The 14411-nt window shown below is 61.2% G+C and carries 16 protein-coding genes; all 16 read left to right on the top strand.

Going from position 1 to position 14411, the window contains the following annotated elements; genetic code table 11:
- Positions 1-137: 137 nt before the first annotated feature.
- Complete coding sequence (gene flgB / locus VMW12_00260) at positions 138-575, top strand: flagellar basal body rod protein FlgB (protein ID HUZ48149.1); 438 nt, start codon at positions 138-140, stop codon at positions 573-575.
- The gene (gene flgC / locus VMW12_00265) at positions 575-1045 is read left to right on the top strand and encodes a flagellar basal body rod protein FlgC (GenBank protein ID HUZ48150.1); all 471 of its coding nucleotides are present in this window, start codon (positions 575-577) and stop codon (positions 1043-1045) included. Before flgB ends, flgC begins: the two co-directional genes overlap by 1 nt.
- 20 nt (positions 1046-1065) lie before the next feature.
- The gene (gene fliE / locus VMW12_00270; protein ID HUZ48151.1) at positions 1066-1413 is read left to right on the top strand and encodes a flagellar hook-basal body complex protein FliE; all 348 of its coding nucleotides are present in this window, start codon (positions 1066-1068) and stop codon (positions 1411-1413) included.
- 154 nt (positions 1414-1567) lie between these two features.
- Entirely contained in the window at positions 1568-2377 is an 810-nt protein-coding gene (flgF, locus tag VMW12_00275; protein ID HUZ48152.1) for a flagellar basal-body rod protein FlgF, read from the top strand.
- A 21-nt stretch (positions 2378-2398) separates the two neighbouring features.
- Entirely contained in the window at positions 2399-3193 is a 795-nt protein-coding gene (gene flgG, locus VMW12_00280) for a flagellar basal-body rod protein FlgG (GenBank protein HUZ48153.1), read from the top strand.
- Positions 3194-3199: 6 nt separating this feature from the next.
- A complete protein-coding gene (gene flgA, locus VMW12_00285; GenBank protein HUZ48154.1) occupies positions 3200-3925 on the top strand; it encodes a flagellar basal body P-ring formation chaperone FlgA in 726 nt (241 codons plus the stop codon).
- On the top strand, positions 3925-4515 hold the full coding sequence (locus VMW12_00290; GenBank protein HUZ48155.1) for a flagellar basal body L-ring protein FlgH: 591 nt from the start codon (positions 3925-3927) through the stop codon (positions 4513-4515). Before flgA ends, VMW12_00290 begins: the two co-directional genes overlap by 1 nt.
- Positions 4516-4537: 22 nt before the next feature.
- Positions 4538-5686: a flagellar basal body P-ring protein FlgI gene (locus VMW12_00295; protein ID HUZ48156.1), complete on the top strand. Its 1149-nt coding sequence runs from the start codon at positions 4538-4540 to the stop codon at positions 5684-5686.
- Entirely contained in the window at positions 5686-6048 is a 363-nt protein-coding gene (locus VMW12_00300) for a rod-binding protein (GenBank protein HUZ48157.1), read from the top strand. Before VMW12_00295 ends, VMW12_00300 begins: the two co-directional genes overlap by 1 nt.
- Complete coding sequence (locus tag VMW12_00305) at positions 6045-6524, top strand: hypothetical protein (protein HUZ48158.1); 480 nt, start codon at positions 6045-6047, stop codon at positions 6522-6524. Before VMW12_00300 ends, VMW12_00305 begins: the two co-directional genes overlap by 4 nt.
- The gene (gene flgK, locus VMW12_00310; GenBank protein HUZ48159.1) at positions 6521-8683 is read left to right on the top strand and encodes a flagellar hook-associated protein FlgK; all 2163 of its coding nucleotides are present in this window, start codon (positions 6521-6523) and stop codon (positions 8681-8683) included. The genes VMW12_00305 and flgK overlap by 4 nt, the downstream gene beginning before the upstream one ends.
- A 3-nt stretch (positions 8684-8686) precedes the next feature.
- Positions 8687-9988, top strand: coding sequence for a flagellin hook IN motif-containing protein (locus VMW12_00315; protein HUZ48160.1), 1302 nt, complete (start codon positions 8687-8689; stop codon positions 9986-9988).
- A 28-nt stretch (positions 9989-10016) separates the two neighbouring features.
- Positions 10017-10499, top strand: a complete 483-nt coding sequence (locus VMW12_00320; protein HUZ48161.1) for a flagellar assembly protein FliW — start codon at positions 10017-10019, stop codon at positions 10497-10499.
- Between the two features lie 68 nt (positions 10500-10567).
- Entirely contained in the window at positions 10568-10834 is a 267-nt protein-coding gene (gene csrA, locus VMW12_00325) for a carbon storage regulator CsrA (GenBank protein ID HUZ48162.1), read from the top strand.
- 106 nt (positions 10835-10940) lie between these two features.
- Positions 10941-12224 (top strand): flagellin, encoded by a 1284-nt coding sequence (locus VMW12_00330; GenBank protein ID HUZ48163.1) that lies wholly within the window; start codon positions 10941-10943, stop codon positions 12222-12224.
- A 228-nt stretch (positions 12225-12452) separates the two neighbouring features.
- Positions 12453-14405, top strand: a complete 1953-nt coding sequence (locus VMW12_00335; GenBank protein HUZ48164.1) for a glycosyltransferase — start codon at positions 12453-12455, stop codon at positions 14403-14405.
- The last annotated feature ends 6 nt before the right edge of the window (positions 14406-14411 follow it).

Here is a 14411-nt window from a genome sequence, read left to right on the forward strand (position 1 = left end):
CGTCGTCGCTCCCGCCATCCTGGCTCCGCTCCTCCTTCACAGGCCCCGCCATAGTGGTGTCGGCTCCCCAGCCCGCCATCGCCCAAGCGCCGAAGCTGCCGTAAAGTATCGCGCCGATTGGGCCGATATCACAAACGATGGCTGATATTAGCGGCATCTCTTTTGGCCAGCCCGTCGATCTGCTTTCAAATGCGATCGCCGGAGCATCCGACGAGCAGAACCAGATCGCGAATAATATCGCGAATGTGAACACGCCGAATTTTCGGCGCTCCGATGTCTCGTTCAAAGAAGCGCTCGCGGAATCGTTGGGCACGCCCGCGCCTACCGATACGCTGGGGTTGAAGACGGATAGCAGCCGGCAGTTTTCGCTCAATGACGGTAAGCCGCCGATGCCGTTCGATCCGAAGGCGCAGATCGATACCAGCACGCAGATGCGGGTCGATAAGAGCAACGTCGATATCGATCAAGAGATGGCCCGGCTCTCGGTCAATTCGGGATACGAGCAGGACATGGCGCAACTGCTGACCTCGCAGTACAAGCGTCTGCGCGAAGCCATTCAGGAGCAACCGACCTAATGGGATTTTATAGCTCGATCGAGATCAGCGCGTCCGGGCTCTCCGCGGAGCGGCTCGCGATGGACGTGATCGCCAACAATATCGCCAATGCGAATACGACGCGCACGCCGCAGGGCGGGGCGTTCAAGCGACAGTTGGTGGTGTTCGCTCAGAAGTCCAACGGCACCAATCCCGACGGTTCGCCGATTCCGGCCGGCGCCGACCCGTTCTCGCCGAATGCCGCAGTAAAGCCAAGCGTCAACGGCGTTCAGGCGGTGGGTATCGTGAACGATCCCAGCCCCGATCGCCTGGTGTTCGATCCCGGCAATCCCGAGGCGGATGCGCGTGGGTACGTGCATTATCCCAACGTGCAGATCGTCAAAGAGATGGTTGATATGATGGCTGCGTCGCGGGCCTACGAGGCCAACGTAGCGGCGATTCAAGAGGCGCGGAGTATGGGCACCGCCGATCTCGCACTGCTGCGTAGCTAATCGGAGATTTTTGAAGCCGTATGGACATTAACGCTTACAGCAAGGCCATCAGCGCGGTGACGCCCGGGACCTTTGTGCCCGATATCGGGACGCAGGCGCCGGCGTCGATCCCGTTGCCTTCCGATCAATCAACGGCCGGGGCGGGCGGCGTCTCGTTCAAGGATACGGTCAAGTCGCTCCTGGACGACGTGAACTCAAAACAGGTGACGGCCGATCAGAAGTCCATGGCGATCGCGACCGGGCAGTCTCACGACATGGAGGGGACGGTCAAGGCGGTTGAAGAGGCCTCGCTCTCGATGCAGATGACCCTGGCGATCAGAAATAAGCTTCTGAGCGCCTATACTGAAATTGGGCGCATGCAGTTCTAAGGAAAAGGGCTCCGGACTAAACTCCCGGGGCCCTTTGCCGACTATTAAGATGTACGCGGCTGGACAACCTTTGCACGAGGTGGGGCCGCGGCGGAGCCTGACCGATTGATGGCTCCGCAGGAATACTCGGTGATCTCGTGCGGGGGTTTTTGTTTTGGTACGTGGCATCTACACGGCAGCGAGCGGAGCGCTCGTCGCCCAGAGCATGGTCGATAACGTTGCGAATAATCTCGCCAACGTCAATACGAGCGGCTTCAAGCAGACGCTGATGCAAATCGCGTCCGCGGGCACGCTCAACATCTATCATCTTCAGACCAATCCCGGCCAGACGCCGAACCGCGCGACGCCCGGCGTTTCGAGCGCGACGTATATCGGCCAGCTTGGGACCGGCTCGCAGGTGTACGATACACCGGAAAACTTCTCGCAGGGCGCGCTCCAGCGAACGGGCAATCCGCTCGACGTCGCGCTGGCCGGGCCCAACGCGTTCTTCGCCGTGCAGACGCCGCAAGGCGTCCGGTATACGCGCGACGGACAGTTTTTGCAAGACGCCAACGGAAACCTAACCACGCAAGACGGCCTCTCCGTGCTCAACGCGCAGGGACGGCCGATCAACCTGCAACCGCAGGGCGCCGGAGCCGACCAGAGCACGATCGCGATTGCCAGCGACGGCACGATTTCGGAGCAAGGGCGCGTGATAGATCAACTTGCTGTGGTGCAGTTTAACAATCTCGCGGCACTCCGCCCGCAAGGCGACAATCAGTTCGTCGATACGGGGCAGGCGGGGCCGGCGGCTTCGACCGTCGGCGTGCAGCAGGGCACGCTCGAGAAGAGCAACGGCAACGTGGTGCGATCGATGGTCGATCTCATTACGGCCGAACGGTGGTTCGACGCGAACGAGCGCGTGATCAAGAACGAAGACGACGCGACCAACCTTGCGATCACGCAAGTCGGCAAATCGCAGTAACGACGAGGAGTAAAAACCGATATGATGCGAGCACTCTATACTGCGGCTAGCGGCATGGTCGCCCAGCAGTACAACATGGATACCATCTCCAACAACCTAGCCAACGTCGATACGACCGGCTTTAAGGGCAACCTCGCGCACTTCCAGGATCTGATATATCAGCAGATTCAGGCGCCGGGCTCTCCGATCGGTGCGAGCATCGTTCCGGTCGGGCAGCAAGTCGGTTTGGGCGTGAAGGTCGGCTCGTCGGAGAAAGAGTTTACGCAAGGCTCGCTCGTGCAGACGGGTAATTCGCTGGACGTTGCGGTCGAAGGCGACGGCTTCTTTCAGGTGACGATGCCGGACGGTACGACCGCTTACACGCGCGACGGCTCTTTCAAAGAAGATGCCAACGGCGCGATCGTCACGGCGGACGGAAATTTTCTGCAACCGCAAATCACGATTCCGCAGAACGCTATCTCGGTCGGCATCGGCCCCGACGGCACGGTTACCGCGCAGGTTCCGGGCAGCAGTCAGCCGCAGCAGCTCGGGCAGATTACGCTGGCGCGGTTCGTCAATAACGCCGGGCTCTCGCCGGTCGGCGGCAACAATCTGTACACGCAGACGGCCGCCAGCGGACCGCCGGTGGTGACTCAGCCGGGCCTCAACGGTGCCGGGAGCCTCCAAGGCGGTTACCTCGAGAACTCCAACGTGCAAGTCGTCAACGAGATCGTCAACATGATCGTCGCGCAACGCGCGTACGAAGCGAATTCGAAGTCGATCGGCGCGGCCGACCAAATGCTCTCAACCGCCGTCAATATGTCGCCGTTCCAATAAGATGTCATGATGAAGCGCTCGACGATCGTTCTCGCAGTCCTCGCGTTGCTCGCTCCCATATGGGGCGGGCTCGGCGTGGCGCGCGCGCAGATCGCCGGGACGCAGCGGGTCAGCGGTACTCGGTTGGCGGCACTCGCCAATCGCGCCGTGCACGGGATCCGCGTCGGTTCGGATGCGACGATCGTCCCGGCCTTCACGGTCGCCGATCAGTTGCTCCAAAACGGCAAACTCTCGCTGGTGGTCGGAAGCGCGCTCGTCAATCCGTCGTATATCAACGTGCCGATCGAGCTGGATGTCAACGGGCACTTCGTGCGCACGATCTTCGTTGGGTATCGCGTGCAGCGATGGGTCGATACGGCCGTGGCGGCGCGGGACTTGGTCCCCGGAACGCTGCTCACCGCCCGCGACCTGCGCGTCGCTCGGGTGCCCTTCGACGGGCAGCAGGTCAACGGTACGCGCGTGCTGGTCGGACGGCGGATCCTTTCCGCGTTTCGCGCCGGTCAGCCGGTCGCGATCGAGGCAACACAGATCAATCAGATCGTGAAGCCCGGTGCCAGCGTGGTCCTCATCGTGCACGATGGTGGGGTCTCGGTCGTGGCCGACGTCGTCGCTCGCAACGGCGGCGGGCTCGGCGACCAGATCTCGGTCTTCAACCCGCAAACCAATAAAACGCTCTCCGGAACCATCGTCGGGCCGGACCGTGTCGAACTCAACTTGGGAGATACACAGTAATGCGTACGCTGGTTGCCATGCTCGTCCTCTTCGCTCTGGCTCCGATCGCAGCGAGCGCGGACACGCTCTACGTTGCTGCGCCGCCTCCGGCCGGGCCGGGCCACCCATTGCGACTGGGGCCCGATCATCGCGCCCAGCAGATCGGTGATTTGGTCTACGTACAGTTCGATTTCAACGACGCCAACGCGCATACCAACAACTACAACAGCGCGAAATCATCGGGTATCAACACCACCGGCGGATTCGGAAATTTCAATATCGCGCTGCTCAAGAATACCAGCGGGATCGGCGGATCCAGCCAGACCCAGACGACCCAAAGCGCCACCGGTGCCGACTCCTTCGTTTCGACCATGATGGCCACCGTCACGAACGTGCTGCCCAGCGGCACGCTCGAAATTGCCGGCGACCAAGGCGTGGTCATCAACGGTCGTCAACAGACCCTTCATATCACGGGGTACGTTCGTCCCGAGGATATCGATAATACCGATGCGATTCTGAGTTCGCGGGTCGCCGACGTTCACGCGACGTTCAAGGGCGACGACCAGAAGAACAAAGGCCTGCTCTCGCGGATCTTGAGCTGGTTGTTTTAGATGAGAAGAAGCGGTTGATACGATGAAGCCATTATCGAAGCTCTGGATGTTCCTACGCTCCACGACGGCCCTCGCACTAGCGATCGCCGTGGTGGGCACGCCTGCTTTTGCGCAGACCACCGGCCAGCGAGTGCTGGTGAAAGATATCGCGCACGTACAAGGCGTCACGGGTAACCAACTCGTCGGCTACGGGATCGTGGTTGGCCTGCAGGGTACCGGAGATTCGACTTCGGTGATCTTCACGAGTCAGACGATTCAGAACGTCCTGCAATCGTTCGGCCTGTCGGTTTCGCAGCAGGCGGTGCGCACGCGCGACGTCGCCGCGGTGATCGTTACCGCCACGCTGCCGCCGTTCGCGCACTCCGGGGATAACGTCGACGTGGATGTCTCCGCGATGGGCGACGCCTCCAGTCTCCAGGGCGGAACGCTGGTCCTCACCGAGTTGCGCGGCGCGAACAATCTCGTGTACGCAACCGCTCAAGGCCCCGTATCGGTCGGCGGATTCGTCGCCGGCTTTTCGGGCTCGTCGGTCAACAAAAACTATACGGGAGCCGGGCGTATCCCCAATGGCGCAGTCATCGCGCGAGATATGGTCACGCCGCTCGAGAACCAGCCCAACGGCTTTAATTACGTGCTGACGACCCCCGATTTCAAGACCGCGGCGAACCTCGCCTCACTGCTCAACGGCCACTTCGGAGCGACCACGGCGCGCGCGCTCGATGCCGAGACGATCCACGTCAACTTGCCTCCCAGCTATGCCGGGAATCCGGTGCAATTTCTCGCCGACGCCTCCAACCTGAGCGTCAGTCAGGACGAGTTGGCGAAAGTCGTCATGAACGAGCGGACCGGGACGATCGTCTTCGGCGGCAACATCAAACTTGCACCGTGCGCGATCGCGCACGGCGACTTGACCATTACGATTACCACGAACAATCAGGTGGTTCAGCCGAATCCGTTCACCACCAACGGCGGGACGACGGCATTGCAGCGTAATTCGACCATCGCGGCAACGGAGAAAGGCAAGCAGCTCACGTTCATCGCGGGAGCCGCCACGCTTGCGTCCGTCGTTCGCGCGCTCAACGCGCTCGGCGTGTCGCCCCGCGATCTGATCGCCATCGTTCAAGCGCTACGTGAATCCGGCTCCTTGCAGGCCGACTTGGAGATGATCTGATGACCGACGTGAATAAGGTCGGCGCACCTTCCGCGCCCACCGCTCCCGCCGCTGCGCTGACGCCCGAGCAACAGCAAGCGCTCAAGAACCTGCATCAAGCCGCCACGAAGTTCGAGGGCGTTTTTCTGCAAATGCTGATGAGCGCGATGAACGACACGGTCTCCAAGGATTCCATCTTCGGTAAAGATTCCGCGTCCGAGCAGACGTGGCAAGGCATGCTCAGCGACGAACGCGCACAGGCTATGGCCAAGAGCGGCGCTTTTGGCCTAGCGCAGCAACTCGAGCAGCAGCTCCGCTCGCAAGTGCTCGGCGATGCCGCGCACGAATCCAAGGCACAAGTCGATCGAGGGAATGACCTATGAACGATTCCTGGGATAGCTTCGCCGGCGCGCTACAAGAAGAAGCCGATGCGCTCGGACGGGTCGAGGATGCGGCGTTGCGCTTGACGCAGTCGCTGGTGAACAACGACATCGCGAGCATCACCCTTACCGAGCGCGAACTAGACGGGGCGCGCAGGGCCTACATTACGGCTTCCGGTAAGCGGCGCGGCATGCAAGTCCGCGGTTTTGGGACGATGACGCTGCGTCAAGTCTGCGCGTACGCGCCGCGGCGCCTTTCGCCCTCGCTCAATCAACGGCTTTCGGAACTCGCGACCCGCTCGATCGGCCTTGGGATCACCAATAACAATAACAAGGCGCTCATCGCTGCCGGATTGCAGCGCTTGTTCAAGGTTACGGCGGCGCTTCAGCAAGCTGCGAGCGATCAACCGAAGACCTATAAACGACGCGGCTTCATTCCCCCTCCGACCAACAGCGTCTTAGTGAGTAGTCAAGCATGAGCTTCTTTCCACAGGGAACGTTCTTCGGCGTCGAGCTCGCGGGCAAGTCCCTCGAAGCCTTTCAGTACGCCGAAAACATCACGGCTAACGACATCGCCAACGTCAACACGCCGGGCGCCTCGCGCCAGCAGGTCGTGTTCGCACCGGCTCCGCCGATTGCGGGCTCTCCCGGTTATCCGGCCAACGTCGGAGGGACGTCCGGCGACGGCGTGTTGGTGCAGCAAGTGCAGCGCGTCTACTCCGAGTCGTACACCGACCTCTATCGCGGTGCGTCGTCGTCGCAGAACTTCTACCAAACCGAGCAGCAAGCGCTGCAGGCCGTGCAGTCGAGCCTGGGCGATCCCAATTCCGGCATCAGCGCGCAGTACGCAAATTTTCAAACGGCGATCAATCAACTCGTCGCCCAATCGAGCACGGGATCGACGCCGACGCTGGCGCGTGGGGTGATTACGCAGGCGCAGGCCCTCGCCTCTTCGCTCAATAGCGCCGCCACGGCGATCCAAACGCAGCAATCCCAGACGCTCACGCAGGGCGCGGCGATCGTGAGTACCGTCAACGGCGTTCTCGATCAGATCGCGACGCTCAACGGACAAATCCGAGCTTCGACGGCGGCCGGCGATAGCCCGAATACCTACAAGGATCAGCGCGACAACCTCATCGACAAGCTTTCGACTTATATGTCGACCCAGACGTCGGTGCAGGCCGACGGGTCGGTCCTGGTTTCGGTCAACGGCCAAGCGCTGGTGAACGATACGGTGGCGTACCATCTCAATCCGCCGGTGATCGGCACGGCCGCCGACGGCCAATCGACGTTCAAGATCGACTTCGCGACCAATCCCCCGGCCGCCGGCAGCGCACCGGGCATACCGCTCGGCAGCGGCCAACTTGCCGGGCTGCAAGACCTCTACAACAACAAGCTCACGCCGTACAGCAATCAGCTCAACAGTTTCGCTTCGTCGCTTGCCAACGAGGTCGACCGGATCAGCCAATCGGCTTACGATTCCAACGGCCAGCCGGGCACGCAACTATTCCAGCCGATCGTCGCCAATTTGCCGATTACCGCCGGGAACATCAAAGCCGGCATCACCGATGCGAGCCAATTGCCCACCGTCCTGGTCTCCACCGCGGCCGGTAGCGCGGTGGTCGGAATGAACTCGGCCAACAATACGGTCGATACGTCGGCCAACATTACCGGAGACACCTCGCTCGCCAACCCGCCGGCCGCAACGCTCGCCGGTAATTTGAGCGTGGTCGTCAACGGCGTGACGCAGACGTTCGCCTACAGTACCGCCGTCGGGCCGCCGGCTGGGAATGCGAACTCGGTCGATAACGTCATCACGAACTTCAATACGGCGCAACTGGGCGTTACCGCTTCGTTCGACGCGACCGGCCAGCGAATCGTCTTCACGCGCGACCCGTCAAACGAGAGCTTGGCGCTACGCGCGCAGCAAGGCTCGAACAGTTCTACACCGTCGTTCACGATCTCCGACTCGAACTACGTTGCCGGCACACCCGCCGCATCGCTGATCGGAGCGCTCGGCGCCAATGCCATCAACGGGCAGTCGCAGAACGCGAGTAACGCCTTCGGCCAAAGCAGCAACGGAGCGGCGAGCGCGATGATCAAACTGTTTTCGACGAACGTGGGCGCTCCGGCGCTACAGTTCAGCAGCGTGGCGGGCGCGACCGCCGGGACCGCGACGACGGTCACGATTCCGAACTCGTATTTTTCGAATACCGTGCAAGTGGGGCAATTGCTCACCCTCGACGGGGGCACGGCGAATCAGGAGAACGTCACCGTCTCGGCCGTTTCGATTAGTCCCACGACCGGAGCCGAATCCATCACGTTCACGCCGGCCAAGCCCCACGCCGCGGGGTACTCGGTAGCCTCGGCGCAGACGCAGACGCTCGGCCAATACTTCGGCAATTTCGTGACGCAGCTCGGGCTGGACGCGCAGGGAGCGAATACGGGCGTCACCACGCAAACGACCCTGGCGAACTCACTCAATCAGCAGCGTCAGAGCATCTCCGGCATCAATATCGACGAGGAAACGCAGAACCTCATCCAATACCAGAACGCGTACGCCGCCGCGGCTCGAACGCTCAACGTGCTCAATCAAAATCTGCAAACGATCATCAACAACCTTGGGGTTGGAGGCTAACCGATGCGCATTTCGACATCACAAGAGTTCTCTCAACAGACGTACGCGCTCGACACGCTCAATGCCGAGCAGGCGAATTACGCGCAGCAGCTCTCGAGCGGCAAATCGTTGACGTATCCATCGGATAATCCGACTCAAATTGCAGAAGATATCTCGTTCCGCACGGATATTACGGTGCAGACGCAGGTCGGGAACAATCTCTCGAGCACCCAGCAGCAGCTGACCACCGTCGATAGTGCGTTGGCAAACGTTACCGGGGTACTTCAGAGCGCGCGGTCTCTGGCCGTGCAGGGTGCGAGCGATACGCTAACGCCCGCCCAAGAACAGGCGATCGCAACGCAGGTCGATCAGCTGTTGCAAGAGACGGTCGGCTTTGCGAACACGCAGTATGCCGGGCAGTACGTTTTCGCGGGGACGGCAGCGCCGACGTCGCTACCCGTGCAAACCGTCGGCTCGCCGATTTCGGCCGTGACGTTCGGCGGCAACGAGGTGCCGCAGACGCAGACCCTTCCGGACGGCCAAACCCTCACGACGTCGGTGACGATGCGGCAGGCGTTCAACTATGGCTCCGCCGACGGCTCTCCCGATGTTTTCCAGACCCTGATCAACCTGCGCAATACGCTGCAGAAGCAACAGGTCGTCGACGCGAGCTCCTCGCAGATCAACCTGGCCGGGCAATCGATCTCGAACGCAACGACCGTATCACAACTCATCGGTCCGCCGGCGCTGATGCAAACGCCGCTTACCGCCGATAGCACCGGAAACGTTTCGATATCGATCGCCGGAGGCAACTCGCCCAGCGGGGTCGCGGTGACGTTCCTGCCCGGCGATACGGTCGCGAACGTCGTAACGAAGATCAACGCGCAGACGGCCGCTACGGGCGTCACCGCATCGTTCAATCCGCAAACGGAAAAAATACAACTGACCGGGACCGGGGCGTTCAACGTCACCGACGTGCCGAGCGCCGGCGCGACCAATAGCGGAAACTTTACAACCGCATTCGGCCTCCAGACGACGGCCACGCTGGTCAATAACCTCTCGCGTCAGATCGGGGATATCGATAAGGTCACGAGCGTTCTGCTCGACGCGCGCGCGAACGTCGGCGCCACGATTCAGCGCGTCCAGGGCCTTTCCAGCGCAACCTCGACCACGATCACCAACGATACGGCCGTTCAATCGGGCATCGAAGATGCCGATATAGCAAAGGTGACTACGCAGTTCACGCAGACCCAAACGGCTCTGCAGGCCGCGTACGGGACCACGACCCGGTTAGAACAAAAAACCCTGTTCGATTATGTCCAGTAGGATAGAACATATGGTGGATGCGACTTTGATGGAATCGACAGAACACGTAACGGTGAACTTCCCGCGGTTCGGCGAGTTTACATATACGCAGAACGATGTCTTCACGTTCCCGTGGGGTCTCCCGGGGTTCCCCAATCTGCATCGCTGGATAGCGTTGAACCTGGAGTCGCAATCGACGTACATCTGGTTGCAGAGCCTCGACGACGTCGCGGTCGCGCTGCCGACCATCGATCCGTGGATGGTGTTTGAGAATTACGATCCCAAGCTGCCGGCGTATGCCGTGGCGGCGCTCGAAATCGCCGATGCCGGCGACTTCGCGATGCTCTGCGTGGTCGTCGCTACGGCCGACGCGCAGGAGATGACGATGAACCTCATGGCCCCGATCGTCGTCAACCTTCGGGCCCGTCGCGGGCGGCAGATCATGCTGGAGAATTCCAGCTATTCGGTACGCGAGCCGATCCCCCGTAAGACCCCAGCCGAGCCGGAGGCCGCGGCTCCTTCGGAGCAGTAGGCCATCGAGCAAAGGGAGGAGCGCCTCCCCTTGCAGAAACACCCCTCCTGCCACGGAGGGCCGTCGGAATGCTCGTACTGAGCCGCAAAGTCAACCAATCGATCATTATCGGGGACAACGTCCGGATCGTCGTCGTCTCGGTCGATCGCGATCAAGTCAAGCTGGGTATCGAGGCCCCTCGGGAGGTCTCCGTCCATCGCTCGGAAATTTACGAGGAAATCCAGCGGAGCAACCGCTCGGCTGCGGACGCTCCCGCGGCACCCCAATCCGCCGCCACGGTCGCCAATAGAGCCCGGCTTTCCCCTCGTAAAAAAGACCCCCACGATCACCAATAAACCCTAAAGTGCCGGGTTGCCGGGCCGATATTGATATGGAAGGGGCAGGACGTTCCCTTCCTAGACTAGTCTGTATAACGCGCCTTACGCGCATCATGGAGGAAAAATGTCTCAGGGTTTGAGTATCGCCAACAACCTGTTGGCCAATCAGGTTCAGCTAAACCTGAATAACAACCAGAAACAACTGCAAAACACCGTCAATCAGCTCTCGTCCGGTCTGCGTATCAACAGTGCCGCAGATGACCCGTCGGGTCTGGCGATTGCGACCAACCTGCAAACGCAGGTCGACGGCTTCAACCAAGCTTCGCAGAACGTTCAGAACGCAAACAACGCGGCCCAGGTCGCGCTCGGTGCGCTCACCACGACCACCGACATTCTGCAACGCGTTCGCAGCCTCGCTGTCGAAGCGGCTTCGGATATCAACAGCCAGAACGATCGTGCCAACCTGCAAACGGAAGTTTCGCAGCTCCTGCTCGAAGTCAACCGTATTTCGCAGAACACGAACTTCAACGGCCAGGCGCTTCTCGACGGCAGCCACGCCGGCTTCCAGGCAGAGCAGGCCGCCTTCCTGACGGTTTCGTCGAACACCGCGCTTGCCACCAACGGCGGCGTTTCGTCGGCGAACGGCGTCAACTACGGCTTCCTCGCGGCAACCGTTTCGGCTACCAGCTCCGACTTCAATACCACATCCGCGTACGCGGTATCGGCGTACAATTCGGCCGGTAGCTACAACACGGTCGACGGTACCATCTCGCTGCAGGTCGTCAACACCGGCGTCTCGATCGCCGTGCAAGAGACCTTCATCAACAGCTCGTCGGGTGCCATTTCGGTCTCCTCGACGCTGTACGGTGGAACCAGCATATCGTCCGACTTCGATAACGTGTCGATCACGATCGGCGCTATCTCGACGGCCGATGTCGGCACGACCTCGTACATCAAGGTCTCGCAGAACGTCGCCGCGCTGACGAATCCGTCGAACCCGGCGTTCAACTTCCAGTCCGGCGCCAACGAAGGCGACGTGATCCAGGTCGGCATCGAAGCGACCAACACGCAGACGCTTCGCATCTCGAACATCAACGTCGCGATCTCGTCCTCGAACAACCCGTCGCTGGGTGCGGAAGACGCGATCGGCCAGATCGACAATGCCTTGCAGAACCTGCTCTCGCAGCAAGCCAAGCTCGGCGCAGTCGTGGTCCGTTTGAACGAAGATCAGGACAGCGATAACACCGCAGCGACCAACCTGCAGGCCTCGGAATCGAACATCCGCGACCTCAACGTCGGCGCCGCGACCACGCAGTTCACCAGACTGCAGATCCTCGTGCAAGTCGGCACGTCGGTCCTCTCGCAGTCGAATGCCAACGCTCAATCGGTCCTCTCGCTCTTCCGATAAGTCGGTAGCTCGAGACCTGGTCGGCCCTAGAGCGAGGGCCCGCTTCGGCGGGCCCTCGCTTTTATCTAACGCCGTCGCGCGCTGGTGCCGATTACATAACAGATGCCGATACGGGTTACGTCTAAACGCCCAGCCTCAGCGCCGCTTTCGTCGAGCGCCGCTCTTCCGTTTGGCCTGCCGGCCCCGCCGCCGGGACACGAGCAGAAACCCCCGGGCATCAGCCTGTGCATGATCGTCAAAAACGAGGAGCGGTTCCTCGCGCAGTGCCTGCGCAGCGTGGCCGATGCCGTCGACGAAATCATCGTGGTCGATACCGGTTCTACGGACAAGACCATAGAAATCGCGAAGAGTTTTGGGGCCACCGTGATCGAGCGGGAGTGGCGGAACGACTTCTCGTGGGCGCGTAACGAGTCGATCGCGCCGGCTACGAAACGCTGGATCCTGTTTCTCGACGCGGACGAGGAGCTGGTTCCGGAGTCGAAAGCTGCACTCGCCGAACTTCGCACGGCGCCGGCGTATCGCGATGCCGTTTGGGTCCGCTGTTTCAACAAGGCCGATGACTATTTAGGAACGGGCGATATGTCGCACGCCCTCATTCGCATCTTTCCAAACGATGCCGAGATTCGCTTTCGCGGGCTCATTCACGAGTTTCCGAGTTGTGCCGATAGCCCCACCGGGTTGCACGCGGTGATCGCGCCCATTTCGATCGTGCACCACGGGTATCTCAAAGATGTCGTTGCCGAGCGCAATAAGGGGCAGCGAAATTTGGACATCGTTCAGGCTGCGGCCGAACGGGAACCTGAGGATCCGTTTCATTGGTTTAATTTGGGCAATACGGCGTTTCTCATGGGGGATTTTGAGCGGGCGCGCGATGCGTTGGAGGAGATGTTCCGGCGCAACGGCACGGCTCGACGCGGATTCATTCCAAACGGTTACGCCGTTCTGGCCGAAACCTATACGGACAAGTTAGGTAACCCGATCCGCGGGGAGCAAGTCGCGCGCGAGGCGTTGCTGGTTGCCCCGCACTATGCCAACGCGCACTTCCAGTTGGGCAAGGCCCTGGTCGCACAGGGGCGGCTGGACGAGGCGCGAGGCGCGTATCGCGAGGCGATCGCGGACGGTGCCTACGCGCATTTACAGTTCGTGATCGACGACCAAGTCTATATTTGGAAGGCGCAGTGCGAGATCGGTTCGACGTTCGTTATGCAGTCCGACGATGGCCAAGCGGTCGAGTGGTTTAAGAAGGCGCACGCAGCGGCCCCGAACGTTCAGCCCGTCCAAATCAATCTTGCCCGCGCGCTCCTGCGCTTGGAGCGCTTCGACGAAGCGCTCGAGGTTCTCCGGGCAGCGTACGAGATGCATCGCGACGACATGTCCACCATCGACTACGTGAACGCGCTCCTGAAGACGGGCCAAGGAATGCGCGCGCTGGAGATCATCTCCGCCTCTCACGAGCGATTGAGCGACGGCGCTGCGAGCGCGGTTCTCGTCGCCGGGTACCAAATCGCTCAAAAGAATGCCGTGGAGGCGCCCGAGCGTTATCTGAGCGCGGCCGCTAAACGAGCTCCGGGAAGCGCCGATATCTTGAATCCCCTTGAGGCGGCGCTACGTCATCGAGGCGACGATAGCGCCGTCCGGGAGCTGCTCGCGCAAGAAGCGCAGACGCAACCGCAAACCGCCTCCGACTTTCTGCGCCGTTCGTTTCAAGCGATCGCGCAGAGTCGTTTCGCGGATGCATTGACGCTGGCGCAGGCCGGGATCGTGTTGGCTCCGAGCGACGCGCTCTTGCACTACAACGCGGCGATCGCAGCGGTGAATCTCGATAACAAGGATTTGGCGCTCGAGCACCTTGAGTTCGTTGATGCCAGTCACGAAGAGGCCTATCAACGTTCGGAACTGTTGCGTGCCGTCATTCTACGCGAACTCGACCGATCGAGCGAAGCCAAAGCCGCGCTCGACCGGCTGCTGGCCGTGGCGCCGGAACAAATCGATGCGATCCTGGCCCGCGCCTCGCTATTGGAGAAGATGTCGGACGCGGCGGCCGCCGAGGGATCGTTGATCGCCGCTTTCGAAATCGATCCCGCGCGGGTCGGCATCGAGCTCGCGGGCTTTTACATGCGCGCCGAACGCTACGCGGACGCCGCGGCGATCGCCGAGCGCGCGTTAGCAAGCCGGTCGTAATTCCGG

Source organism: Candidatus Dormiibacterota bacterium (assembly GCA_035532835.1).
In the GTDB taxonomy this organism is placed as follows: Bacteria; Vulcanimicrobiota; Vulcanimicrobiia; order Vulcanimicrobiales; family Vulcanimicrobiaceae; genus DAHUXY01.